Origin of the sequence: Citrobacter sp. 506 (assembly GCF_050434985.1) — a bacterium.
GTDB classification, from domain to species: Bacteria; Pseudomonadota; Gammaproteobacteria; order Enterobacterales; family Enterobacteriaceae; genus Citrobacter; species Citrobacter braakii.
Genome location: NZ_JBNDJN010000001.1, coordinates 1,675,989 through 1,702,005 on the forward strand (window position 1 = coordinate 1,675,989; position 26,017 = coordinate 1,702,005).

The window sequence follows — 26,017 nt, forward strand, 5'->3', positions numbered from 1 at the left end:
AGATCGATAACGATAATTACTATCATTATCAGGGAAGTTGATATGTCATGCTCTGTTTCCGCGACACGTGCCTTCGCCGTTCCCGGACTATTGTTATTACTTGTTCTCACCACGATATTAAGTCTGGTTATTGGCGCCAAGTCGCTACCTGCCTCCGTGGTGCTGGATGCACTTACCAGCAGTTGTCAAAGCGCTGATTGCACCATCGTGCTGGACGCGCGACTGCCGCGCACGCTGGCGGGGCTTCTCGCCGGTGGGGCGCTGGGTCTGGCTGGTGCATTAATGCAAACGCTCACGCGTAACCCTCTCGCCGATCCCGGCATTCTGGGCGTTAACTCCGGTGCCAGCTTCGCTATTGTGCTGGGAGCCGCGCTGTTCGGCTTTTCCTCTGCGCAAGAACAACTGCTGATGGCCTTTTCCGGGGCGCTGGCCGCGTCGCTTATAGTGGCATTTACCGGCAGCCAGGGCGGCGGGCAGTTAAGCCCGGTGCGTCTGACGCTGGCGGGCGTTGCGCTGGGCGCGGTACTGGAAGGATTATCCACCGGAATCGCCCTGCTCAACCCGGATGTCTACGATCAGTTGCGTTTCTGGCAGGCCGGTTCATTGGATATCCGCAGCCTGCAAACGCTGAAGGTCGTCCTGGTGCCGATACTGATTGCCGCGGCTGTCGCGTTGTTCCTTAGCCGCGCCCTGAACAGCCTGAGCCTCGGGAGCGACACCGCCACCGCGCTTGGCAGCAAAGTCGCTCGCACGCAGTTTATTGGCCTGCTGGTGATTACCGTACTGTGCGGCAGTGCGACCGCGATTGTCGGCCCTATCGCCTTTATCGGCCTGATGATGCCGCATATGGCGCGCTGGCTGGTGGGGGCAGATCACCGTTGGTCGCTGCCCGTTACCCTGCTGGCAACCCCCTCTCTGTTGTTAATTGCCGATATCATCGGTCGCCTGATTGTCCCCGGCGAACTGCGCGTTTCAGTGGTCAGCGCATTTATCGGCGCGCCGGTGCTTATCTTTCTGGTACGCCGGAAACCGCGCGGGGGTGGCGCATGATGCACCTCTCCCGCCGCCTGATCGTCAGCAGCCTGCTGCTGGTTGTAGGTTGTCTCGCCGTTGGCTTGTGGAGCCTGCGTAGCGGCGTCGTGACGCTGGAAACCCAGCAAATTATTGCCGCTCTGCTTGGCGATGCGCCGCGCAGTATTACGCTGGTGGTGACCGAATGGCGTTTGCCACGCGTGCTGATGGCGCTATTGATTGGCGCGGCGCTCGGCGTGAGCGGTGCAATATTCCAGTCGCTGATGCGCAACCCGCTGGGCAGCCCGGATGTGATGGGTTTCAATACCGGTGCCTGGAGCGGTGTGCTGGTGGCAATGGTGCTGTTCGGACAGCATCTCACCGCTATCGCGCTTGCGGCCATGGTTGGCGGGGTCCTGACGTCTCTGGTGGTCTGGGCGCTCGCCTGGCGCAATGGTATCGACACCTTTCGGCTGATTATTATTGGGATCGGCATACGCGCCATGCTGGTTGCGTTCAACACCTGGCTACTGCTGAAGGCATCATTAGAAACCGCGCTGACCGCCGGACTGTGGAACGCCGGATCGCTCAATGGCCTGACCTGGGCCAAAACCTGGCCTTCTGCCCCACTGATTATCCTTATGCTGGTGTGCGCCACGCTGCTGGTGCGCCGGATGCGTTTACTGGAAATGGGTGATGACAGCGCCTGTGCGCTTGGCGTCAGCGTAGAGCGCTCACGTCTGATGATGATGCTGGTTGCGGTTGTACTGACCGCTGCCGCCACCGCGCTGGCTGGCCCTATCTCGTTTATTGCCCTTGTCGCCCCACATATCGCGCGGCGGATTAGCGGCACATCGCGCTGGGGATTAACCCTGTCGGCGCTGTGTGGCGCGTTGCTGCTGTTGATGGCGGATTTATGCGCCCAACAGCTGTTTATGCCTTATCAGCTTCCGGTGGGCGTTGTCACCGTAAGCCTCGGCGGTATTTATCTTATCGTCTTGTTAATTCAGGAGTCCCGCAAAAAATGATCGAATCAGTAGCCCGTTTGCGTGGCGACCAGTTAACGCTGGGTTATGGCAAATTTACCGTAGCGGAAAACCTCAATGTGTCGATTCCAGACGGTCACTTCACCGCGATTATCGGGCCAAACGGCTGCGGAAAATCAACGCTACTGCGCACGCTTAGTCGTCTGATGACGCCCGCGCACGGTAAGGTCTGGCTCGACGGCGAGCATATCCAGCACTATGCCAGCAAAGAGGTTGCTCGCAGAATAGGTTTGTTGGCGCAGAACGCCACCACGCCGGGTGATATTACGGTACAGGAGCTAGTTGCCCGTGGGCGCTACCCGCACCAGCCATTGTTTACCCGCTGGCGAAATGAGGATGAAATCGCGGTCTCAAACGCAATGCAGGCGACGGGAATCACTCATCTTGCGTCACAAAGTGTGGATACCCTTTCCGGTGGACAACGCCAGCGCGCATGGATTGCGATGGTGCTGGCGCAGGAAACGTCGATTATGCTGCTCGACGAACCTACCACCTGGCTGGATATCAGCCATCAGATCGATCTGCTGGAGCTGCTGAGTGAGCTAAACCGGGAGAAAGGGTATACGCTGGCCGCCGTTCTGCACGATCTTAATCAGGCGTGTCGCTATGCAACGCATCTGATTGCGCTGCGTGACGGAAAAATTGTTGCCGAGGGTGCGCCGAAGGAGATCGTCACCGCGCAGCTTATTGAAAAAATCTATGGTCTGCGCTGTATGATTATCGACGATCCAGTTGCCGGAACGCCGTTAGTGGTGCCGCTTGGGCGCAATAAATAGCAAGATTTACCGTCTGGCGGACTGTTCGCCGCCAGACGAAAAGTCATCACACCAGTTGTTGGTCAATAAACGTCATTTTTTGCTTACGCGCCACCATGGCGTAATTCAGCAGAACACCACCGCACGCCACCATGCCACCCAGCAAAGCAGCCAAAATAACGATCATCGATTTTGCCGGACCATCTTTATGCACTGGTAGCGAAGGTGAAAGTTGATATTTAAATGGCGTAAATTTTACATCATTCACATTCATAGCTAACAGCTGTTCAACGTGATATTGGCGGTTACGTAATTCACCGTTAATTTCAGCAACATCCGTTACCGACTTTTCTATTTCTAATTTACGTGCAATGCCATCAGCGCCCAGTGAAATAGAGAAATCAGGGTCATCTTTCACCGCCTGGCCATTACTGTAGACCGGTTTTTTAATCCCAGCGGCATTCGCAATTTCCAGTGAATAATTCAGTCGCTGGATTTTGGCGTCCAGTTGATTCTTAAGCCTGACGCGATCCATCTCCAGTCTTTCTTTCTCAAAGCTGGTTTTGATGGACAGTTTATTACGAATATCTTCCAGCGTTTCTTTCACCACAGCATCAGAAATATACTGGATATAGCCCTTCAGCACAGACTGGGCTTCTTCAGCCTGGGGCGCGGTAAAGCTTAGCGTCCATGCGGTATACAGCGAAGTCTCATTCTTTTTTCCCACATTGCTGTCAACGGCGTTCATTTTTTCACTGAGCCTGACAATTGCCCGATGCAGGTCCATTTCATCGATATCCGCGCCTTTCAGTTGTCCCATCACGTAAGGAGAAGAACGCAGATACTCTTCCAACAATGAGGGCGACTGAAATTTTTTGATAAACAGGTTAAATACATCACCACGGCTAACGTTAATATCCATATCCAGCACGCGCAATTTGGTCAACGTATTTTCGAGGTTCTGCCACTGGACGGGCTCGGCCGGCGTCACGATGGCCTGACTGGTCCATTTTTGCGGTAGTAGAAAAGAGAACAGAATACCCACACAGGCAAAGGCGAAAACGGTCGCCATAATTTTCGTCCTGGCGCGCCATAAGATTTCGATTAGATTAACTAAATCGATTTCGTTAGCATTTACCGCTGGCTGAGGATACGCAGTAAAATCCGAAACGTTATCTTGCTTAATATTTAATGATGACATGTGTGTGACCTGAGATCCGTACCCAAAGAAGAACATTTCCGAAAGAGAAGTCTACCAGTTAGTAAGAATTATCCGAAACACTCTTTGTGCACGAAGCCCTACCAAAAATTATATTCGGAATTTATTCACCCTTTTAATCGCCCTCATCACACCAAAAAAGATCAACCCCATAACATAATTATTACATCATGGGGTTATTTGATCGTCGCGATAGTAAGATTCGCTTTGTTACACCGATTTATTGATCAGGGTGTTTATTATTGGCCCTATCGCCTCAAACGAGCTGGGAGAGATAATATCGACATGCGCGCAATCCTGACGATATACATCCAGACTGGATATCCACGGTGACCAACTGCGTTCAGGACTGACACCCGGCACTAAGGTGCGCTCAGCGACGAACAGCGTGGCGTGACCAGCAAATGGCACGCTGTGTGCCGTGGTGAGCAGGCGAACCGCATCGGCGTAGTTGCCTTCGATAGCATTAAATAAGGCCTCTGACGCATTCCCCTGCTGCGCTGCCAGAAACGCTTCACGTTCACGCTCGATCTCGGCCAGTACCGCGGGATCCAACCCATTAGCCTCCTTTTCCTGCCAGTTTTGCGTTTCCGGCGGCCAGGTATCCAGCAGCCCCAGGAATGCAACTGTCTCTCCTCTGGCATGTAAGCGTGCGGCGATTCCCTGCGCCAACGTCCCCCCCAGCGAGTAGCCTAATAAATAATAGGGACCATGAGGCTGCTGGCTGAGCAGCGTTGCCAGGTGATGTTCGCATACCGCATCAAGGTTTTCCGCCGTCTGCATAGGGCCATCCGGTCGCGGCGACTGAATGCCAATAATCGACCACTGCGGACTGAGGTAACGCGACAGCACGCTAAACTGCCAGGCGAAACCCGACGCCGGATGGAAGCAAAACAGCGTTGGGCCATGACTTTCACGCAGCGGCAGCAGCGTCTCGAATCCCAGACGCTGCGACTGTTCATCATCATTGCTCTCCAGCAGTGCACTCAGTTGTTCAACAGTAGAAGCCACCATTATTTGCCCAGGCGTTACCTGACGCTCAAAAATCTGGCTCAACTGCGCTGCCAGCTTCATCGCCAGCAGCGAATGTCCGCCAAGCGCAAAGAAGTCAGCCTCTACGTCATTAACCTCGCAATCCAGCAAAGCCGCAAAAGACTGCGCGATGGCGGTTTCAGTCCCTGCTCGCGGCGCACGTCCTGACGTACGCGACGTCAACTGCGGCATCGGCAGCGCTTTACGATCCAGTTTACCGTTTGCACTCAGCGGCAGCTCCGCCAGTTGCAACAATACCGTCGGCACCATATGCGCAGGCAGTTTTTCACGCAGAGTTTCCCGCAATGCAGACGTATCCAGCGGTAACCCCGATTGCGACACCAGATACCCCACCAACTGTCGTGCATCGCCGCCTGTCGCCGCCGCCTGGTTGAATACGCAGGCGTGGGCTACGGCATGTTCGACATCTGGCAGTTGCTGCATCACCCGATCAATCTCACCGAGCTCAATGCGCTGTCCGCGAATTTTAAGCTGGTCATCGCTGCGCCCGAGGTATTCCACTGCGCCATTCTCCAGCCAGCGCGCCACATCCCCGGTACGGTACATGCGTTCACCAGGGTTAAATGGATCGGCGATAAAGCGGCTCGCGGTTAGATCCGCTCGCCCCAGGTATCCTTGCGCCAGTTGGATCCCCGTCAGATAGAGATCACCTGCCACGCCAAAGGGCACCGGGCGCATCATGGCGTCCAGGATCCGTAAACCGGTATTCCATACCGGATAGCCAATCGGCACGCTATTGCCCGTTACGGCAGCGAGATCGTCCCCCCAGGCCGGATACCAGCTCACATCGACCGCCGCTTCCGTTGGCCCGTATAAATTGTGCAGTGGCGCATGAGTCAACTGTTCCCATTCGCGGCATAAATCTGCAGGTAAGGCTTCGCCGCTGCAGAATACCCGTTTCAGCGAGGCACAGCTCTCCCGCGCGGTTTCCGGCGTCAGTGAAGCAACAAAAGCGGCCAGCATAGAGGGAACAAAGTGCGTGGTCGTCACCCCTGATTGCGCAAAGAACTGCTGCATCGCCAGCGGATCGCGGTGCGCTTCAGGTTCTGCCATGACCAGTTTTGCCCCGGCAATAAACGGCCAGAAAAACTCCCATACCGAGACGTCAAAACTGCACGGCGTTTTTTGCGCCACCACATCATCGGCGGTCAGTGGATAGTGATTTTGCATCCACAGCAAACGGTTAACGATGGCTGTTTGCCCGACCATCACCCCTTTTGGTCTGCCGGTAGAACCGGAAGTAAAAATAATATAGGCCGTATGATTAGGTTGAGATAGCGCCAGCGGTGCAGCATCCTCTTCTGGCAGCGGCGCGTTGTAGCACAGACTTTCCAGCTCCGGAATATCGCTAAAGCGCGCCAGTTGCTCTTCGGTCGCGATCAACAATTTTGGCTTCGCGTCTTCGAGCATCATCCGCAGGCGATCGTCCGGGTATCCGGTATCCAATGGCAGCCAGGCGGCTCCCGCCTCAACAATACCGTGCAGCGCCAGCGTGAGGAACACGGAACGCGGTAATGCCACGGCAACGCTGTCACCAGGCTGTACGCCACGCTCGCGCAGGCGGCGCGCCAGCGCCACAACCTGTTGGCGCATTTCACGATAGCTAAACTGATAGCGGGCATCAGCCAGCGCCGGGGCATCCGGCGTTTTATCGGCCTGCTGTGCCACCAGCGCGCTCAGCGTGGTGGACGGGATCGCCACGGTCGTGTCGTTAATCTTCGCCAGCCGCTCATGTTCTGTCGGCAACAGCATCCCGGCATCGCCGCAGCATAGCGACGGATTGTCGGCAAACTGCGCGATAAGCGCGGTTAAACGTGATGCATGTTGCGCCAGCGTCGCGGCATCGTAGCGCTGTTTATTGGCCAGGATTTCAATACTCAGCCCGCCGTTTTCATCCGGGAACAGCGCCAGCTCCAGATCGTTCACCGGACCTGTCGCCAACGTATGGGTTTGCGCCTGAACGCCAGGAATATTCAGTTGATAGTCGAATATTTTCACGTTCAGTACCGGGCCAAACAGCGGTTCGGCACCGGCTGCGCGCCCGCTGTCGCGAACAATTTGCTCAGCATCATATCGCTGATGTCGGCGCATTTTCTTCAACTGTGCGGCCAGTCGTTGGGCAAGTGCAGGCAAGCTTTCTGCCGCATTCAACTGCACGCCAAATGGCAGGACGTTTAAAACCGGTCCGGTGGACGTGAGCGCCGCCGACCCCATACGCCGCATAAAGATAAACCCGGCGGCATATTCCATTCGGCTGCATAAACGGCCGAGCCACAGCGCCACCAGCGCAAGGGCCAGATCCGCACGCTGAACGTCTGGCATACGTGCCGCAAGCCGGCGAAACTCCCCTTCAGGCGCGGTTAACTTCAGACGAATAATATCCGCGCTGGCCGACCGCCCTGGCAGGGGTTTGTTAGACAGCGAAGCCGGAGGTGGGAGTTGCTTTCGCTGCTCGGTCCAGAAGGCGCCGTCGCGTTGCCAGGCATCGCTTTGCCGATACTGTTGATACTCTTCCACCACCTCAGAAAATGGCGTAAAAGGTGATTCCGGCGTGGGCTCGCCATGCAGCCATGCGCGGTAAATTGCGGCTATCTGGCGGGTAATGGCCGGGAAACTGAAGCCATCAACCAGCAGATGATGGTAACGCTGATACCAATACCAACGCTTTTCTCCCACCTGAATGAGCAGGTGAAAAACCAGCGGCTTAGTGCCATCAGCACGGATGTCCTGCTGCAGGTCTGCCTGCATCAAGGCGCGCGCTGTCGCATGCAGATCGGATTTTTCGCGCAGATCGATAATTTCTGGTGGCGCAAAGGCAAGCGCAGAGTCTACCCATTGCCAGACCTCGCCGTTATCTTCGCTAAACCGCATCCTTAGAGTATCGGCCTGCTGCAGACCCGCCACTACCGCTTTCGCCAGCAACGGTGCGTCCAGTTCGCCGGTTAATTCTACGTAGTGCGCCACGCTCCACGCTGAGGGCAATGTGGAGAGTTTTTCCGCCATCCAGATCCCCGGCTGAGCCGCAACTAACGGTAAACGTTGAGTCATGGAGCCTCCTGCACATCGACGTAGTTCGCTGGCGTCAGCGTGGTCCAGTTTGCATCCAGCCATTGCTGGCAGGCTTCCTGTGATTGGGGTTCGCACGCGACCGTCCAGCCAGCAGGAAGTGAGCATTGCTGCGGCCAAAGGCTAAACTGACGTTGGGGATTTTGCAGAATGTAAAACTGGCCCTGCGGATTATCGAAGGGGTTACTGAATTCCATACTCAACTCCTGTCGTGGAACATCGTCCGGTTAAATCGTGTCGGTAAGCGGTTGCCAGAGCGTGATCAGCCCTTGCATGAGTCCGCCGCGCCAGCAAAGCGCATCGTGTCCACCATCAACCTGACGCCAGAAAATAGACTGTGGTGCAGAGGGTAACTGGGCATATAGCGCCTGATTGGCGCGATAAATAATGGGCTCGCGGATCCCGGCTTCCAGGATAATACGCAGCCCCTGGGCGCTTATCTTTCCGCTCTTCAGTTGCTCAACGATCGCCCCATCCTGATGACCACCGCGATGCGGCCACCAATAAGAGCCCGACTGGCTGAGCACACAGCCAAAGCGCGCGGGCCAGTTCAGCCCGGCATACAGCGATGACAGCCCGCCAAAACTTTGCCCGGCGACGACGGTACGCTGCGGGTCGTCACTGAACGCGGTCGTGGTCTTCACCAGCGGCAATAACTCCTGCTGTACCGCCAACCAAAAATCCGCATTACACGGCAATTCGCGGCTGCGGTGAGCCGTGTCGATGGTATCAATCAGGAGATAAACAGCGGGCGGGAGGTGTCCGCGATGGGTGAGTGAAGTCAGCGCAGGCCAGACCGGCATACTCTGTGCCCAAAACTGTCCGTCCAGCAGGATAGCCAGCGGACGCGCTTCCGGCTGGGCTTCACCAGTGGTAAACACCCACACGCGGCGCGTATTGCCGAGCCTGGCGCTACGCCATTGCAGGCAAACTGCGGGCGAGTCGGGGTTTTCAGGTCGATCCCATCCCGGTTGTACGGGTGCATCAGGCATTTCCAGCGCAGACACCGCATGGCCACGACCGCCCTGCCAGCTCTGCGGATTGAGGGGATCGGCAATAGCCTGCGGCAACAATTGCCGCCAGCCTTCACGCAGCACGGTTCGGTCAGGCGCTTCGCCCGGCGTCTGCGCGGCAAAAATATCATTTCGTTCTGTTGGGATAAAACAGTAACTGCCGCGCCAGTTGGCGCTAAGGGAAACACTCCAGCACCAAACATTTGTCCCATCAATGCGTTGCATCGACTGCGGGGTGGCATTTTGATGGTGGTCGGTGACGCCGGTGATATAGACCCATACGCGATGAATGGCTGACTCTTTTTCCGTTCCCTGCGGGTCGCGCCACCAGAAGGTTACCCGATAATTTCCGTTGTCTTCACGCTCCCACTCCGGGCCTTTTTTTGACTGCCACCACGCCTCGCTTCCCATCTTTAACGTCGTCACCGCCATAACCCCATGTTTATTGTCAAATTTTATGATCTAGCGTGAAATATATTGATAATATTATTGATAACTATTTGCATTTGCAATAGCGTATTGTCGCGCTGTGGGAAGCGCGCACAGTTTTTCACCACTTATAAACCGGCCTGGCGCTGCGTACTTTTTCTGGAAGGGAGGGTTTACGCGGATGCGGGCGACATCAGACCAAATGCCGCACCACGGCACATTGGTACTCGTGGCTAAAAGAACAGCAGGACATACAATGAACAACAAGATTCATTCACTGGCCTTATTGGTCAATTTAGGGATTTACGGGGTAGCCCTGCCAGCGATGGCAGAAGATCAAACCGATAGCGCCGCTGTCTCTCATGAAGACACCATAGTGGTTACCGCCGCCCAGCAGAACCTGCAGGCACCGGGCGTTTCAACCATTACCGCTGATGAAATTCGTAAGAATCCTCCCGCTCGCGATGTGTCGGAAATCATCCGTACCATGCCAGGCGTCAACCTGACCGGTAACTCAACCAGCGGTCAACGCGGCAACAACCGCCAGATCGATATTCGCGGCATGGGGCCGGAAAACACCCTGATTCTGATCGACGGCAAACCGGTAACCAGCCGTAACTCTGTGCGTCAGGGCTGGCGCGGCGAGCGTGATACCCGCGGCGATACCGCATGGGTTGCTCCGGAAATGATCGAACGTATTGAAGTGCTGCGTGGTCCTGCCGCGGCACGCTATGGCAACGGTGCGGCTGGCGGCGTGGTGAATATCATCACCAAGAAAGGCGGCGATGAGTGGCATGGCTCCTGGAATACCTATTTCAACGCCCCGGAACATAAAGACGAAGGTTCAACCAAACGCACCAACTTTAGTTTGAATGGCCCGCTGGGCGGGGATTTCAGCTTCCGCCTGAACGGTAACCTCGACAAAACCCAGGCCGACGCGTGGGACATTAACGATGGTCACCAGTCTGCACGTACGGGCGACTACGCAGATACCATGCCAGCGGGTCGTGAAGGGGTAAAAAACAAAGATATCAACGGCCAACTGCGGTGGGATTTTGCGCCAATGCAATCGCTGGAGTTTGAAGCCGGCTACAGCCGCCAGGGCAATCTATACGCTGGCGACACCCAGAACACCAACAACGATAACAAAACCAACGGACTGGTAAAAAAATACTACGGTAAAGAAACCAACCGTATGTACCGTCAGAACTATGCGCTGACGTGGAACGGCGGCTGGGACAATGGCATTACCACCAGCAACTGGGCGCAATACGAACATACCCGCAACTCCCGTTTGGGTGAAGGTCTGGCAGGAGGTCTTGAAGGGCTATTTAACAGTAATCATTTTACCGACACTGACCTGGCGGATGTCACCCTGCACAGCGAAATTAGCATTCCATTCGACCTGTTGGTTAACCAAAATCTGACGCTCGGTACCGAATGGAACCAGCAGCGCATGAAGGACATGAGTTCTAATACTCAGACCTTTATGGGCGGTAATATTCCTGGGTCCAGCAGCACCAACCGCAGCCCGTACTCAGACGCAGAGATTTTCTCTCTGTTTGCTGAAAACAACATGGAACTGACCGACAGCACCATGCTGACGCCAGGTTTGCGTTTCGATCATCACAGCATTGTGGGCGATAACTGGAGTCCGTCCCTGAACCTGTCCCAAGGTCTGGGCGATGATTTCACCCTGAAGATGGGGATTGCGCGCGCCTATAAAGCGCCAAGCCTGTATCAGCTCAACCCGAACTACATTCTGTACAGTAAAGGTCAGGGTTGCTACGCCACTGGCTCAGCGACCGGTATTGGTTGCTACATGATGGGCAACGATGATCTGAAGGCCGAAACCAGTATCAACAAAGAGATTGGTCTGGAGTTCAAACGTGATGGCTGGCTGGCCGGGGTAACCTGGTTCCGCAACGATTATCGCAACAAGATTGAAGCAGGAACCGTACCGTTAAGCAGAACATCGATTACCCAGCAAAACCCGACCACAGGTAAAACAACAACAACCTACACCGATATCTATCAGTGGGAAAACGTGCCTAAAGCGGTGGTGGAAGGTCTGGAAGGGACGTTGAACGTGCCGGTTAGCGAGACCGTTACCTGGACCAACAACATTACCTACATGCTGCAAAGTAAGAATAAAGAGACCGGCGAACGCCTGTCGATTATTCCTGAATACACGCTGAACTCGACCCTGAGCTGGCAGGCACGTGAAGATCTGTCATTGCAATCCACCTTCACCTGGTACGGCAAACAGCAGCCGAAAAAATACGATTACCAGGGTAAACCGGTGACCGGCAGTTCAGCCCAGGAAGTGAGTCCGTACAGCATTGTCGGCCTGAGTGCGACCTGGGATGTGACGAAAAACGTCAGCCTGACCGGCGGCGTGGATAACGTCTTCGACAAACGTCTGTGGCGTGAAGGTAATGCCCAAACCACCAGCGACAACAAAACTGGCTATTATATGGCGGGCGCAGGCGCGCACACCTATAACGAACCGGGCCGGACGTGGTTCATGAGCGTTAACACACACTTCTGATAACGTTTTTCCCTCTCCTCGTTACGGGGAGAGGGAAACCGTAAGAAATCATGCACACAACGCACATCCCGCTCCCTTTCGCAGATCATATGCTGCACATTGTCGAATTTGATCCCGACACTTTCCATGAGCACGACCTGCTCTGGCTTCCCCACCACACTCAGCTCCACTCCAGTGGGCGTAAGCGTAAAGCTGAGCACTTAGCGGGGCGTATTGCCGCAGTACACGCACTGCGTGAATTTGGCCACAAAACCGTGCCCGGCATCGGTGTGCAACGCCAACCATTGTGGCCGCAGGATCTGTTTGGCAGCATCAGCCATAGCGCAACAACGGCGCTGGCGGTCGTATCAACGCATCCCATTGGGCTGGATATAGAAGCTATTTTTACACCACAAACCGCAGTTGAGCTGGCTGATGGCATTATTGATAACCACGAACATCAGATTTTACAGCATGCCTGCCTGCCCTTTCCGCTCGCCTTAACCCTGGTATTCAGCGCAAAGGAGAGCCTGTATAAGGCGTTTTCCAATCAGGCATCGGGGCTACCAGGTTTCACCAGCGCAAAAATCACCGCACTCACGACTCAGCAATTAACATTACAAATCATGTCGTCATTTTCGGCAAACCTCGGCAATCAAGAAGTTAACGTTCATTGGTTTCAGCGTGATAAAAATATCGTGACGCTATTTCCATCCTCACCATCAGGATCGTGATCCTTTTCTCTTTTTAAGAAATTAGCTGCGCAAATCGTAGACAGTTCGATTATCTCGACTTATCGTTAACTTGAATAATAAATCATATTTGAATAAATATTCAAAGTGGAGAAAGAGATGAACAAGACCTTGATTAAATCCGTATTACTGGCCTCGATCCTTACCACATCGGGTTCGCTGTATGCTGCCGACAACGGACTGATTGCGATTATTACCCCTTCTCACGATAACCCGTTTTTTAAAGCCGAAGCCGACGGTGCAGTCGCCAAAGCAAAAGAGCTGGGATACGCCACGCTGGTTGCCTCTCATGATGATGACGTCAATAAACAAAACCAACTGATTGAGACTGCTATTGCTCGTAAAGCGAAAGCGATCATTCTCGATAATGCGGGTGCAGATGCCACCGTAGGGCCGCTGGAAAAAGCCAAAGCAGCGGGTGTAGCTGCTTTTCTTATCGATCGCGAAATCAATAAAACCGGCATCGCGGTGGCGCAAATCGTGTCGAATAACTATCAAGGCGCACAGCTCGGCGCAGAGAAGTTCGCCAGGTTACTGGACGGAAAAGGGAAGTACGTTGAACTGCTGGGACGTCAATCCGACACCAACGCCCATGTACGCTCGCAGGGGTATCACGATGTACTCGATGACTATCCGGACATGAAAATGGTAGCCCAGCAGACGGCAAACTGGAGCCAAACCGAAGCCTTTACCCGAATGGAAGCCATTCTACAAACCAACCCAGATATCGTAGGCGTGATCTCAGGTAACGATACTATGGCGCTGGGTGCAGAAGCCGCACTAAAAGCGGCGGGGAAAAATAATGTCATCGTGGTCGGTTTTGATGGCAGCGACTACACCCGCGATTCAATCATTAATAAAAGCAATATTAAAGCGACAGTACTGCAGCCCGGCTGGCAGCAGGCACAAATGGCTGTTGAGCAGGCGGATTACTATCTGAAAAACGGCAAAGCCCAGAAAGAAGAAAAACAGCTCATGGATTGCGTGCTGATTGACGAAACCAATGCCAGCAAGCTGAACAAGTTCAACCTGAGCCACTAAGCGGAGGCACTATGTCGTTAACACAATGGGGTGCCGCGCTGGTTGGATGCGCCACCCTGTTGCTGACGGCCTGTACGGTAGTTGACCTCGACGAAAACGGCAAACCAATTATCCCGGCCGATCCTCAGGCCAAAGCCAGTTTCGACAACCAGACTCCCGATCAGATCGCGCAACAAACCTGGCAATCCCGCGTCCTGGAAGCGGCACAGCAACATGTTCTGGATGCTTCAGCGCTGACCACTCGCCTGAAGGCCCCCTCACCCGCTCCCGAAAGCGTGTTTGTACGCCTGACCAGCCAGATTGATAGCGTCGACACCACCAATGGGCGAGAGCACACCATCGTGGTGAGGGTCAATGATATGCCCGTCACGATTCAGATTGGCCCGGTAATGCGTGGCAATGCTATTCGCGATGCCAGTGGTTTCAAGTTTGAAGATTTTACTAACCAGGTTCAGTTTGCCCAACTGTCACGGGCTTATAATCGTGAAGCGGCGAAACAGTTACCCGCCGTAGACACTAGCTGGCAAGGGAAAACTGCCACGGTGCTGTTCGCCGTGACGTTGAATGCTGGAAAAGCGGAAAACGCAGCAGCACTGACGCTGGAACAGGAGGCTCACTAATGCGCAATACCTCAGCTGATGACATCATCCTGCGCACGCATGCCATTTCAATGCTGTTTCCCGGCACAATTGCGCTGGACAGCGTCGATTATCAGGTCTGGCGTGGCAAGGTGAATGTGATTATTGGTGAGAATGGTGCGGGGAAATCGACGTTGATGAAGATCCTCGCTGGCGTTCAGCAACCCAGTAGCGGTGAGATGTCGCTCAATGGAAATCCCGTGCGCTTTGCCAGCACCCGGGATGCTGCGGCACATGGAATTGGTATGGTGCATCAGGAGCTAAACCTGTTTGAGAACCTCTCCGTCGCGGAAAACATTTTCCTCGGTCGGGAGATTCAAAAAGGCATGGCTCCCATTAATGAGGCCGAGCAAGAGAAACGCACCGCGGAATTATTAACCCGGCTCGATCAGCCGATATCACCGCGCGACCTGGTTGGCAATCTCAAAGTAGGGCAGCAACAGCTGGTCGAAATCGCCAAAGCACTGGCTGAAGATGCAGATATCCTGATTCTTGATGAACCCACCTCAGCGCTCAGTAAAACTGAAGTCGAGATTCTGTTTCGCGTGATCCGTGAACTTACTCGCCAGGGCGTGTCGATAATCTATATCTCCCATCGCCTCGAAGAATTGATGGCAATTGGCGATGTGATCACTATTTTACGCGATGGTAAATTTCAAGCCGAAGCCAAGGTTAGCGACATCGATGTCCCGTGGATTGTGCGCGAGATGTTGGGCAGTGATCCGGTAAGCAACTTTCTCGAACCCGGCCGCACGTTTGGAGCTCCGGTTCTGGAAGCTGAACATATCACCTGCGTGAATACCGCTGGCAGCGCAGTCGTCAATGACGTCACCTTTAACGTTCATGCCGGTGAAATTGTCGGTATCTATGGACTTATGGGGGCTGGGCGAACCGAATTGTTCGAGTGCTTGTTAGGTACTGAGCGCAACTACCTCGGAAAACTGTGGCTCGACAGCAAACCGGTCCCGCAGCGCTTAACCACCGCCGATCGCATCCGTATGGGAATGAGTCTGGTGCCGGAGGATCGCAAGCGCACAGGGATTTTCCCCATTTCATCCGTCGCCACCAATCTGACCATTGCCAGCCTTTGGCGGCGTCTGCAACGTGGCTTTGCCATTGCCCGCAAAGATGAAGAGGCCGTGGTCGCCAGCACAATTGGCAATCTGTCGATAAAAGTCTCCTCGCCAGAGGTTGAAATTCAGGCGCTGAGCGGGGGGAACCAGCAAAAAGTGGTGATTGGTCGCTCTCTGCTCACCAATCCCAAAATTCTATTTCTTGACGAACCCACACGCGGCATCGATGTCGGGGCGAAAGCCGATGTGTTCCGCATGATGGTCCAGCTTTCCCAGCAGGGTATTGCTGTGGTCTTCTCCACCTCAGATTTAAAAGAAATTATGGCGGTTTCTGACCGCATTCTGGTGATGTCCGGCGGCAAGCTAACTGCCGATATCGCCCGCGATCGTGCCGAAGAATCGGCGCTGGTAACCGCAAGTGCTCAGGGGTTCTGATATGAAAACACTACAATCTGCCGCCATCGCGCCTCGATCCACAGTCGCCTTCTCTCGGGAAAATATCCTGCTACTAATCCTAAAACTGCGCACTTTTATTGCACTGTTTTTAATCGTCGGGTTCTTTGCCTTCACCGTACCGGGATTTCTCTCTGGCGGCAGCATGGTCATTATGATCAAGCATATCGCCATTAACGCCTTTCTGGCGCTGGGGATCACGTTTGTCATTATTACCGCCGGGATTGATCTCTCAATTGGCGCTACGCTTGGGCTGTGCGGCATGGTCGCGGGATGGCTAATCACTAAAGGCATTGTATTGCCAATGTTCGGCATCGCAATTTTCCCCAGCGTCTGGGTGATTGTGCCTGTCGTCTTGTTGATTGGTGGGCTGATTGGCGCGGCAAATGGTTGGATCATCACCCACTATAACGTCGCACCGTTTATTTGTACGCTCGGAACCATGTACGTTTTGCGCGGGGCGGCGATGCTGACCTCCGATGGGCAAACCTTTCCCGGGCTTTCCGGCAATCCGCAGCTCGGCAATACCGGTTTTGATGAGATTGGTGCCGGTACACTGTTTGGGATTCCGTGGGCCATCTGGATGATGATTGTGCTGGCACTGGTCATTGCTTACGTCGCTCGTCGTCTACCTTTTGGTCGCCACGTTTACGCCATCGGGGATAACGAACGCGCTGCTGAGCTGTCAGGGGTAAAAGTAAAACAGGTGAAAATCTGGGTGTATACCCTATCCGGACTGTGTGCCGCGATTGCTGGAATTGTGGTCTCGGCACAGCTTTCCGCCAGCCATCCGGCCAACGGTACGGCATTTGAGATGAACGCCATTGCCGCAGTGGTTCTCGGCGGTACGTCACTGGCCGGTGGACGGGGCACGATTTTAGGCACGCTGATTGGCGCTTTCGTTATCGGTTTTCTGGCCGATGGTCTGGTGATGATGGGCGTCAGCGAGTTCTGGCAAATGGTGATTAAAGGTATCGTGATTATCGTCGCGGTCATCATCGACCAGATGCAAAACCGGATGCAGCAAAAAGCCGCGGTGGTAGCACAAAAGGCGGCGATGGAAAGCCAGTAATCCCCTCTGAAAAGTCTGATATGCACAACCAGACAGCTCAGGAACCTCCTGGGGCTGTCAATTGTTTAACTCACCGTGACATCACCCTTTCACCAGACTGCGGGCTGTCGGGTAGTCGGTGATCAATACGTCAATATAATTCCCCTGCAATGCCCCGCGTATCGCATTCTGTTTTTCCACACCACCAGCCAAAGCAATCACGTGGTTACACTCCCGGATCTGCGAAAGCTCCATTCCGATGACCGGGTCTTCCTCATGGCTGAGTACCGGGTTGCCTGCTGCATCGTAATAATGCAGACAGATATCGCCTACTGCGCCGCGCTCGGCGAGCAGTCGCAACATTTCTTCGTTGTAGTAGTTGCCTGAGTTTTTCAGCAATTGAGAAGGCTCCAGTTCGCCAATACCGACAATTGCCACATCCACTTCAGCGAACTTTTCAACCACCGCGGCAACGTCAGGGCTGTTAACCAACCGTGTACGCTCTTCAACCGAATGCTCAATACTTTGTGAAGGCAGCAGCCAGGCCGGACAGCCGAGGTGCGCTGCCAACTGTTGCGTAAGAATCGTGGCCTGCACGTTACCATTCGGCCCTACGCCGCCCAGCAGTTGGATCACACCCGCCGCACGGATATTTTGCGGGTGCATCTCATCGACCATACAGCGAATGGTGCTACTCCAGGAGGAAATTCCAACCAGGTCCTCGGCTCGCAAGCGGGTTTCAACGTAATGCGCCGCCGCGCTGCCAATAGCATGCTTAATTTGCGTATTGCTGGGGTTGTCACCGACATCCACGACAATCGCCTGACGAATACCAAACTGCTCTTCAATGGCTTTTTCCAGCGCCACAAAGATATTGGTCGGCTGTACGACGGTGATTTTCACCAGCCCTTCTTTCTGACAACGCGTTAAAGCACGGGAGACAAAGGACTGCGACAAATGCAGCAGCGTGGCGATTTCAGACTGTTTTTTATTTTCGGCGTAGTAAAGCGTGGCAATCTTAACCAGCAACCGCTGTTCATCCTGCTTTGACATGGCATTCCCCCTGATAAACTGCCTGTTATTTTTATTCATACCTGAATAGATAACAAGTCATCAGTACCTTTCCAGTTATCACGTTAGTGTGATCCTTTTCTCTTTTCTCCAAAATTTGGTGGCACAAGCCGTAGACAAACCGCCAGACAAGGCATATCTTTAATCATGAATAATAAATCAGTAGTGAATATTTATTCTAACCAATAACGACTGACTGTTTTATCTGCAGATTACGTAGTGGGTAGAGAGACAGTTGCACTACTGCACTCACATGGAATATTTATTCATTCAAGATTAAACATTCAAGAGGTGTCTTATGAATCCGTTTTCGCTCTCAATACCAGAGCTAGAAAAGAAAGCACGTGCCGTGCGTCGCCGCATTATCGTGTTGAATGCTGAAAGCCCGGCTGGCGGGCACACTGGCGCAGACCTGTCGCAGGTTGAACTGCTGACAGCACTCTATTTTCGTATCCTGAATTGCTCCCCGGAGATTAAAGAGAGCGACGAGCGCGATATCTACATCCAGTCAAAAGGTCACGCTGTGGGCGGTTACTACTGTGTCTTGGCAGAAGCCGGTTTTATTCCTGTGGACTGGCTGGCGACCTATCAACACGCTGATTCGCATCTGCCGGGGCATCCGGTAAAACATAAAACGCCAGGAATTGAATTGAATACCGGAGCTCTTGGTCACGGTCTGCCGGTTGCAGTAGGGATTGCGCTGGCGGCTAAACGCAGCAACAGCAAACGCCGGGTGTTTGTCGTCACCGGTGATGGTGAACTGGCCGAAGGCAGCAACTGGGAAGCAGCACTGGTCGCTGCCCACTATAAACTGGATAACCTGATTATCATCAACGACAAAAATAACCTCCAGCTTGCCGGATCAACCAAAGAGATCATGAACACCGATCCGCTGGATGAAAAATGGCGAGCCTTCGGTATGCAAGTCACAGAGTGTCGCGGGAACGATATGAGCGATGTGGTGCGCACGCTGGAAGGATTAACCCCTGAAGGCAAGCCATATGTCGTCATTGCACACACCACCAAAGGAGCTGGGATCTCTTTTATCCAGGGCCGCCCGGAATGGCACCACCGCGTGCCAAAAGGAGAAGAAGTTGAACTGGCGCTGGAGGAACTGAAAGATGCGTAATAGCGAACACCTCGCCACCGTCATGGTGAACACGTTAATTGCCGCGGTCAAACGTGGAATGGATGTTGTGCCGGTGGTGGCTGACTCAACATCAACAGCAAAAATCGCCCCATTTATGAAGGAATTTCCCGGTCGTCTGGTCAACGTGGGTATTGCCGAACAGACGTTGGTCGGTGCTGCTGCCGGACTGGCGCTGGGCGGTAAAATCGCCGTCACCTGTAACGCTGCGCCCTTCTTGATTTCTCGGGCCAATGAGCAAATTAAAGTCGATATTTGCTACAACAATACCAACGTGAAGTTGATTGGCCTGAACGCAGGGGCCAGCTACGGCCCGCTCGCCAGTACACACCACAGCATTGATGATATTTCCGTGCTACGCGGTTTTGGCAATATTGAGATTTACGCCCCGTCCTGTCCGGTGGAATGCCGACAGATTCTCGACTACGCCTTAAGCCACATAGGTCCGGTTTATATTCGCCTGGATGGCAAAGCCTTACCCGAATTACACGATGAAAACTACCAGTTCGCGCCGGGTAATATCGATATTTTGCGCAAAGGAAAAGATGTCGCACTGGTGGCAATGGGCTCAACTGTGCATGAAATTGTCGAGGCTGCCACAGTGCTGGAACAGGCGGGTATTGACGCCAGCGTAATCAGTGTACCGTCAATTCGTCCCTGCAATACCCAACAGTTACTGGCGGCTTTAACCCACTGCAAGGCAGTGGTTAGCGTGGAAGAACATAACATTAATGGCGGCGTGGGAAGTCTGGTGGCTGAAGTGCTGGCAGAAGCTGGCTGTGCCATTCCACTGCGTAGATTGGGGATTGCCGATGGCCAATATGCAATCGCAGCCGATCGTGCAGCAACGCGCGCGCACCATGAAATTGACGCGGCGGGTGTCGTGAAAAACGCCACCGCACTGTTGCTGGCAACACGATAAAACAATAACAACAACAGAACACTTACTGGAGAAAGCGATGTCACGAATTCCTCATCAGTTGACCATGGCGGTGATTATTGGCAATCGGGGATTTTTCCCGAGCTATCTGGTTGCTGAAGCCCGCGAACAAGCCAGCGTGCTCTTTGAACGGCTGGGCATTAACACCATAATGCTCAACGAAACGCAGACAGAACTCGGCGGTGTTGAAACCCGTCAGGATGCGAAAGTTTGTGCTGAACTTTTCCGCGCTCACCGCGACAAGATTCACGGTGTGGTGGTACTACTGCCGAACTTTGGCGATGAAAAAGCGATAGCGGAAACGCTGCGACTTTCCGGTTTAGATGTCCCGGTTCTGATCCAGGCGCAGGAAGACAACCTGGATAAAATGGGGCTTGCCACTCGCCGTGACAGCTTCTGCGGCAAGATCTCCCTGTGCAATAACATGCGCCAGTACGGTATACCGTTTACGCTAACCACCCAGCATGTCTGCGACCTGTCAGGCGAGGTGTTTGCACAAGACCTGAAACGTTTCGAACAAATCTGTCGCGTGGTCGCCAGCATGCGCGGAGTTCGCGTCGGCGCTATCGGCGCACGTCCAGCCGGGTTTAATACCGTCCGTTACAGCGAAAAATTGCTCGAAAGACTGGGTATTGCCGTCGAAACACTGGATCTGTCTGAAGTATTTACCCGCATCAAACGACTGCGCGACGACGATATCCGGGTGGATGAAAAACGCCGCCTGTTGATGGATAACGCCGACGCCAGCGCCATTCCAGCCGACAAACTGGTCACCATGGCAAAACTGTTTGTCGTTATCAGCGAATGGGTCATCGCTAATGATATTGATACGACTGCCATCCAGTGCTGGACCTCGCTGCAGGAAAATTTAGGCATCAACGTGTGCTCAATCATGAGCGTGATGTCCGGGCAGTTAATGCCCAGTGCCTGCGAAGTGGATGTGATGGGCGCGTTGTCAATGTACGCCCTCGCCAGCAGCAACTTAAGTCCAGCATCCATTGCCGACTGGAACAATAATTTCGGCGACGATCGTGATAAATGTGTTCTTTTTCACTGCGGTAATTTCGCATCAGCCAGTCTGGACAGCCCAAAGATGGGGACGGCGGATATCATCGGTACCACCGTCGGTAAAGAGAACACCTGCGGTGCAGTTCACGGTCGTATGAAAAGCGGTGCCTTGACCTACTTCCGCCTGAGTACCGACGATTTAACCGGTGAAATCAAAGCCTACGTCGGTGAAGGGCTATCGGTTGACGATCCGCTGGACACTGTCGGCTGCCGAGCGGTAATCCAGGTGCCTCATCTGGAGAACCTACTGGCCTGGATTTGTCGTAATGGCTTTGAGCATCACGTGGCAATGAACCATTCCGCCAGCGCAGAGGTACTGCATGAAGCTTTCACCCGCTATCTCGGGGTGGATACCTTTTTCCATCGCTAATACTCAGGGAAACCGAAGGGCTGGAGAAAACAATGTCAGCACAAAAAGACATTATTATTGCGCTTGATGAAGGCACCACCAATGCCAAAGCCGTAGCGCTGGATGGTCAGGGAAACGTGGTCGCGAAGTTCTCCCGCGCGCTGGCGATCCACACGCCCCGTGAAGGCTGGGTTGAACAGTCAGGTGATGCACTTCTGGACGCATCGCTGGATGTTGTGGCACAAGCCATTACCTGCGTCGGCGCACAACGCGTCGCAGCGCTGGCGATCAGCAATCAACGTGAAACGGCGATAGGCTGGTATCGTGCCAGCGGTCGCCCTCTCGGCCCTGCTATCACCTGGCAATGTTCGCGCACGGCCGATTGTTGTCGTGCATTACGTGAACAGGGACACGAGGCGTACATAAAATCCATCACCGGATTACCCGTTGCCCCACTCTTTTCCGCCTCTAAAATGCGCTGGCTGCTGGAATCAGTTCCCAACGGTATGACGCTCGCACAGCAAGGGGAAATATGTCTCGGGACCATCGATAGCTGGTTACTGTGGAACTTAACGCATGGCGAGGAATTTCGTTGCGACATCTCCAACGCTTCACGCACGCAGTTGCTCAATCTCAACAGTGGACAATGGGATAGCGAGATGTTGGCTCTATTCGGTATTCCGCAGCAGGCGTTACCCGAAGTTTGCCCTTCCAGCCACCATTTTGGCGTAACAAAAGGTCTGGAGAGGATACCTGATGGAATCCCTATTCTGGCGATGATTGGCGACTCACATGCTGCGCTTTTTGCCCATGGGCTGGGTATGGAAGGCTGCGTCAAAGCGACCTATGGCACCGGATCTTCCATTATGGCACCCGTATTCTCGGCGCAGTCCGAGGTGAGCGCGCTGGCAACGACCATTGCCTGGCATGACGGTGACACCCTGGTCTACGGGCTGGAAGGTAATATTCCGCATACGGGAGATGCCGTCGCATGGATGGCCGATAGCACAGGTCTTAGCGAATTACCGGAAGAGCAACTGCTTCATGAGCTCAATACGCTGCCCGCCACGGTTGACTCCACGCTGGGCGTCTATTTTGTTCCGGCCCTTACCGGGCTGGGCGCGCCCTGGTGGGATGAAGATGCCCGGGGGTTGATTCACGGTCTCAGCCGCGGAGTGAAACGCGCACATCTGGTACGTGCGGCACTGGAGTCGATTACCTATCAGATTGCCGATGTTGTTTTAGCGATGCGCCAGCACAACGGTTTTCGGCTCAGCGCGTTAATGGTTGATGGCGGGCCAACAAAAAATGACTGGCTAATGCAGTATCAAGCCGATTTATTGGGCTGTCCGGTGATGCGCAGCGATATCCCTGAACTTTCCGCTATCGGTGCCGGATTGCTGGCACGCAAGAAGCTGCAAGGTGCATCTACCAGCCAGTTGCGAGATTATCTGCCCGATCACGTATCGTTCCAGCCAAACATGGCGCGCCATGGGAGATTGCAAAAACGCTGGCATGAATGGCAAGGAGCCGTCGAACGCACCCGTTGGCAAACCCGTTAATAAATCAACGCTAATGATAAATGCGCCCGCAGCCATAACTGACTGTGGGCGCACTGTTAATTCTTCAAAAGCGAGCTACTGTTGCTGACACGCCGCCAGCGATCGGCGTTGCTGCCCTTTTTCATCGAAGTTATCGGCAGCCAGCCAGCGCTGCAAAACAGCGTCGCACTGGGGCCATTCGCTATCAATCATCGATAACCAGTCGCTGTCGCGATTACGCCCCTTGCGCACAATCTTCTGGCGAAAACGTCCTTCGAAGATAAACCCAAGGCGCTCCGCCGCCCGACGGGAAGCCGTGTTCAGAGAGTCACATTTCCACTCCACGCGACGATAGCCCAACGCAAACGCCTGGCGCAGCAACAGCCAGATGCTTTCGGTGCCGAGTACCGTATTTTTCATGCGCGGTGACCAGGTCACATGACCAATTTCAACCGAACCATGCTCCTGTTCGATCGCCATAAAGCACACCAGTCCCACCGCACGACCGGAACGCTGTTCAATGACAGCATAGGGAACCAGAGATGCATCCGTGGATTTGCCCTCTACCCAGCAAGCTGTGGCCTCAACGCTCGTGGGGCGAGAACTTGCAAGCCAGGTCCAGTCGCGATCGTCTGGCGCCTGCGCGTAAGCATCAAACAGATCGGCGGCATGGCTGTCGGCATCCAGGGGAACCAGTCGACAATATTGCCCTGCAAGTTCTTCCCGCGGCAGTACGGCGGCACCATTCCAGTCAGGCACAATATCGCCGACGGTCTGTCCATAAAGATTAATTTCCGGCACGATTCAACCCCTGTTGCGAAGTAAAAAATAGTTATAACACCGGCCATTTCGCCTTCAAAGCATCGCGGGGGGATTTCTGACAACGAACAGAAAATCAGCGGCCCTTCTATATGCAGCTTGCAAGATGACGCGTCTATACTGATTAAAAATCAACGCTGAAGAGAACACTATGTCCCTACCCGATTTTCATGTTTCTGACCCTTTTACGTTAGGCATTGAACTGGAAATGCAGGTGGTCAATCCTCCGGGCTACGACCTGAGCCAGGACTCTTCCCGACTGATTGACGCCGTAAAGCCGCAGCTCACCGCCGGAGAAGTAAAGCACGATATCACTGAAAGTATGCTGGAGATGGCGACCGGGGTTTGTCGCAATATCGACCAGGCGAGTGCTGAATTATCCGCCATGCAGCAGATAATCTCACGGGTTGCTGCCGAGCATCACCTCGCCATCTGTGGCGGCGGTACGCATCCGTTTCAAAAATGGCAACGTCAGGAAGTCTGCGATGACGAACGCTATCGGCGCAACCTGGAAAATTTTGGCTATCTTATTCAGCAGGCGACGGTATTCGGCCAACATGTGCATATCGGCTGTGTAAACGGCGATGATGCTATTTACCTCCTGCACGGCCTGTCGCGATTTGTTCCCCATTTTATTGCGCTCTCTGCCGCCTCACCTTATATGCAAACGTCCGACACGCGGTTTGCCTGCGCGCGGCTGAATATTTTCTCTGGATTTCCCGATAATGGCCCGATGCCGTGGGTGAATAACTGGCAGGAATTTGAGGGGTTATTTCGTCGACTGGCTTACACCAGCATGATTGATAGCATTAAAGATTTACACTGGGATATCCGCCCCAGCCCGCACTTTGGTACGGTAGAGGTTCGCGTCATGGACACTCCGCTAACCCTTGAACACGCAGTCAATATGGCGGGACTTATTCAGGCTACCGCCCACTGGTTGCTCACTAAACGGCCATTCAAGCACCAGGAGCGTGATTACCTGCTGTATAAATTTAACCGTTTCCAGGCCTGCCGCTTTGGCATGGCGGGAATCATCACCGACGTCAATACTGGCGATGGGCACCGCCTGTCAGATGACACGCTACGGCTACTGGAGAATGTCGCCGCTTCTGCGGACAAAGTGGGCGCGACCAGCGCGATTAAATCCTTACGTCTGCAGGTTAAAAATGGTCATGATGAAGCGCAGAGCATGCGTGATTTTGTCGCCGATGGCGGATCACTAAGCGGTCTGGTGAAAAAACATTGTGAGATTTGGGCCGGGCTGTAAGCGTGGCGTTTGCGTTGCCCACAGAGATCCCGGACAATGGCTTTTTAACTCAAGTTTAACAATGCCATGAAACACCCGCTTGAATCACTGATGACCGCCGCAGGGATCCTGCTGCTGGCTTTTTTGTCTTGCCTGCTGCTGCCCGCCCCCTCACTGGGCATTGTGCTGGCGCAAAAACTCGTCGCCACCTTTCATCTAATGGATCTCAACCAATTTTATACTTTACTGTTTTGTCTGTGGTTTTTACTGCTGGGGGTGATTGAATATTTTGTACTGCGTTTTATCTGGCGGCGCTGGTTCTCGCTGGCGGATTAGGCCCGCGAGAACCCTTTGCCGTTAATGCGTTCGGCTATGATTTTCTTTGCGATACGCGCCCGGCGGCTGGCTGAACGTACGGGTGAAAATTCGCGTAAAGGTCTGCTGCGAATCGAATCCGTATTTCAAACAGATGTCATACACTTTCTGGTCGGTATCGCGTAGATCGCGCGCCGCCAATAGCAGCTTACGCTCGCGGATGTAGCGCCCGAGGCTTTCACCTTTGTACTGCATAAAAAGACGCTGCAGGTGCCATTTGGAATATCCCGCATGGCGTGCAATATCATCAATGCGCAATGGTTGATTCAAATTATCATCAATCCATTCAACAATCGTATCAATGACCTGAGCAGAAATCGTCATCATG

General features: G+C 53.8%; 22 protein-coding genes. 15 read left to right on the forward strand and 7 right to left on the reverse strand.

The window, feature by feature from the left end; genetic code table 11:
- Positions 1-42 precede the first annotated feature (42 nt).
- The 3 genes from fepD to fepC are packed head-to-tail and all read left to right on the forward strand — an operon-like array spanning position 43 to position 2,833.
- On the forward strand, positions 43-1,050 hold the full coding sequence (gene fepD / locus ABIE10_RS08310) for a Fe(3+)-siderophore ABC transporter permease (RefSeq protein WP_235116623.1): 1,008 nt from the start codon (positions 43-45) through the stop codon (positions 1,048-1,050).
- The gene (gene fepG, locus ABIE10_RS08315; protein WP_016152193.1) at positions 1,047-2,039 is read left to right on the forward strand and encodes an iron-enterobactin ABC transporter permease; all 993 of its coding nucleotides are present in this window, start codon (positions 1,047-1,049) and stop codon (positions 2,037-2,039) included. The genes fepD and fepG overlap by 4 nt, the downstream gene beginning before the upstream one ends.
- Positions 2,036-2,833, forward strand: a complete 798-nt coding sequence (gene fepC / locus ABIE10_RS08320) for an iron-enterobactin ABC transporter ATP-binding protein (RefSeq protein ID WP_046275116.1) — start codon at positions 2,036-2,038, stop codon at positions 2,831-2,833. The genes fepG and fepC overlap by 4 nt, the downstream gene beginning before the upstream one ends.
- A 46-nt stretch (positions 2,834-2,879) precedes the next feature.
- Here the strand turns inward: fepC and wzz(fepE) are convergent, their stop codons facing one another.
- The 4 genes from wzz(fepE) to fes form a co-directional block, all read right to left on the reverse strand.
- The gene (gene wzz(fepE) / locus ABIE10_RS08325; protein WP_235116624.1) at positions 2,880-4,013 is read right to left on the reverse strand and encodes an LPS O-antigen length regulator Wzz(fepE); all 1,134 of its coding nucleotides are present in this window, start codon (positions 4,011-4,013) and stop codon (positions 2,880-2,882) included.
- Positions 4,014-4,241: 228 nt separating this feature from the next.
- Positions 4,242-8,132, reverse strand: a complete 3,891-nt coding sequence (entF, locus tag ABIE10_RS08330) for an enterobactin non-ribosomal peptide synthetase EntF (protein ID WP_429155269.1) — start codon at positions 8,130-8,132, stop codon at positions 4,242-4,244.
- Entirely contained in the window at positions 8,129-8,347 is a 219-nt protein-coding gene (locus ABIE10_RS08335; RefSeq protein ID WP_016152190.1) for an MbtH family protein, read from the reverse strand. The genes entF and ABIE10_RS08335 overlap by 4 nt, the downstream gene beginning before the upstream one ends.
- A 30-nt stretch (positions 8,348-8,377) precedes the next feature.
- Entirely contained in the window at positions 8,378-9,595 is a 1,218-nt protein-coding gene (gene fes / locus ABIE10_RS08340; RefSeq protein WP_279265177.1) for an enterochelin esterase, read from the reverse strand.
- A gap of 253 nt (positions 9,596-9,848) precedes the next feature.
- Here fes and ABIE10_RS08345 point away from each other — a divergent pair, with 253 nt between their 5' ends.
- From ABIE10_RS08345 to ABIE10_RS08370, 6 genes are all read left to right on the forward strand, one after another.
- Complete coding sequence (locus ABIE10_RS08345; RefSeq protein WP_200046384.1) at positions 9,849-12,143, forward strand: TonB-dependent siderophore receptor; 2,295 nt, start codon at positions 9,849-9,851, stop codon at positions 12,141-12,143.
- A 50-nt stretch (positions 12,144-12,193) separates the two neighbouring features.
- Positions 12,194-12,856, forward strand: a complete 663-nt coding sequence (gene entD / locus ABIE10_RS08350; protein ID WP_141874952.1) for an enterobactin synthase subunit EntD — start codon at positions 12,194-12,196, stop codon at positions 12,854-12,856.
- Positions 12,857-12,973: 117 nt separating this feature from the next.
- Positions 12,974-13,915: a D-ribose ABC transporter substrate-binding protein gene (locus ABIE10_RS08355; protein WP_016152186.1), complete on the forward strand. Its 942-nt coding sequence runs from the start codon at positions 12,974-12,976 to the stop codon at positions 13,913-13,915.
- An 11-nt stretch (positions 13,916-13,926) separates the two neighbouring features.
- Positions 13,927-14,535 (forward strand): DUF2291 family protein, encoded by a 609-nt coding sequence (locus ABIE10_RS08360; protein ID WP_016152185.1) that lies wholly within the window; start codon positions 13,927-13,929, stop codon positions 14,533-14,535.
- On the forward strand, positions 14,535-16,061 hold the full coding sequence (locus ABIE10_RS08365) for a sugar ABC transporter ATP-binding protein (RefSeq protein WP_176443253.1): 1,527 nt from the start codon (positions 14,535-14,537) through the stop codon (positions 16,059-16,061). Before ABIE10_RS08360 ends, ABIE10_RS08365 begins: the two co-directional genes overlap by 1 nt.
- A gap of 1 nt (position 16,062) precedes the next feature.
- Entirely contained in the window at positions 16,063-17,151 is a 1,089-nt protein-coding gene (locus ABIE10_RS08370) for an ABC transporter permease (protein WP_016152183.1), read from the forward strand.
- Between the two features lie 81 nt (positions 17,152-17,232).
- Here the strand turns inward: ABIE10_RS08370 and ABIE10_RS08375 are convergent, their stop codons facing one another.
- Positions 17,233-18,183, reverse strand: coding sequence for a sugar-binding transcriptional regulator (locus tag ABIE10_RS08375; protein WP_047358065.1), 951 nt, complete (start codon positions 18,181-18,183; stop codon positions 17,233-17,235).
- Positions 18,184-18,499: 316 nt separating this feature from the next.
- Here ABIE10_RS08375 and ABIE10_RS08380 point away from each other — a divergent pair, with 316 nt between their 5' ends.
- Genes ABIE10_RS08380 through ABIE10_RS08395 form a run of 4 tightly spaced genes read left to right on the forward strand, consistent with a single transcriptional unit; the run spans position 18,500 to position 23,267 of the window.
- Positions 18,500-19,330 (forward strand): transketolase, encoded by an 831-nt coding sequence (locus ABIE10_RS08380; protein ID WP_016152181.1) that lies wholly within the window; start codon positions 18,500-18,502, stop codon positions 19,328-19,330.
- Positions 19,323-20,270, forward strand: coding sequence for a transketolase family protein (locus ABIE10_RS08385; protein WP_016152180.1), 948 nt, complete (start codon positions 19,323-19,325; stop codon positions 20,268-20,270). The genes ABIE10_RS08380 and ABIE10_RS08385 overlap by 8 nt, the downstream gene beginning before the upstream one ends.
- A 37-nt stretch (positions 20,271-20,307) precedes the next feature.
- A complete protein-coding gene (locus tag ABIE10_RS08390; protein WP_047358063.1) occupies positions 20,308-21,726 on the forward strand; it encodes an L-fucose/L-arabinose isomerase family protein in 1,419 nt (472 codons plus the stop codon).
- A 32-nt stretch (positions 21,727-21,758) separates the two neighbouring features.
- Entirely contained in the window at positions 21,759-23,267 is a 1,509-nt protein-coding gene (locus ABIE10_RS08395) for an FGGY family carbohydrate kinase (RefSeq protein ID WP_429155274.1), read from the forward strand.
- A gap of 75 nt (positions 23,268-23,342) precedes the next feature.
- Here ABIE10_RS08395 and ABIE10_RS08400 read toward each other — a convergent pair whose 3' ends face one another.
- Complete coding sequence (locus ABIE10_RS08400) at positions 23,343-24,047, reverse strand: GNAT family N-acetyltransferase (RefSeq protein WP_065554207.1); 705 nt, start codon at positions 24,045-24,047, stop codon at positions 23,343-23,345.
- Positions 24,048-24,216: 169 nt separating this feature from the next.
- On the opposite strand from ABIE10_RS08400, the gene ABIE10_RS08405 reads away from it, so the two are divergent.
- Positions 24,217-25,335 carry a YbdK family carboxylate-amine ligase gene (locus tag ABIE10_RS08405; protein WP_429155276.1) on the forward strand — a complete coding sequence of 373 codons (1,119 nt, stop codon included), beginning with the start codon at positions 24,217-24,219 and terminating at the stop codon, positions 25,333-25,335.
- A gap of 66 nt (positions 25,336-25,401) precedes the next feature.
- Positions 25,402-25,650 carry a DUF1158 domain-containing protein gene (locus ABIE10_RS08410; protein WP_016152175.1) on the forward strand — a complete coding sequence of 83 codons (249 nt, stop codon included), beginning with the start codon at positions 25,402-25,404 and terminating at the stop codon, positions 25,648-25,650.
- A 21-nt stretch (positions 25,651-25,671) separates the two neighbouring features.
- Here ABIE10_RS08410 and ABIE10_RS08415 read toward each other — a convergent pair whose 3' ends face one another.
- Positions 25,672-26,013: a RamA family antibiotic efflux transcriptional regulator gene (locus ABIE10_RS08415; protein ID WP_003021996.1), complete on the reverse strand. Its 342-nt coding sequence runs from the start codon at positions 26,011-26,013 to the stop codon at positions 25,672-25,674.
- Positions 26,014-26,017: the final 4 nt, after the last annotated feature.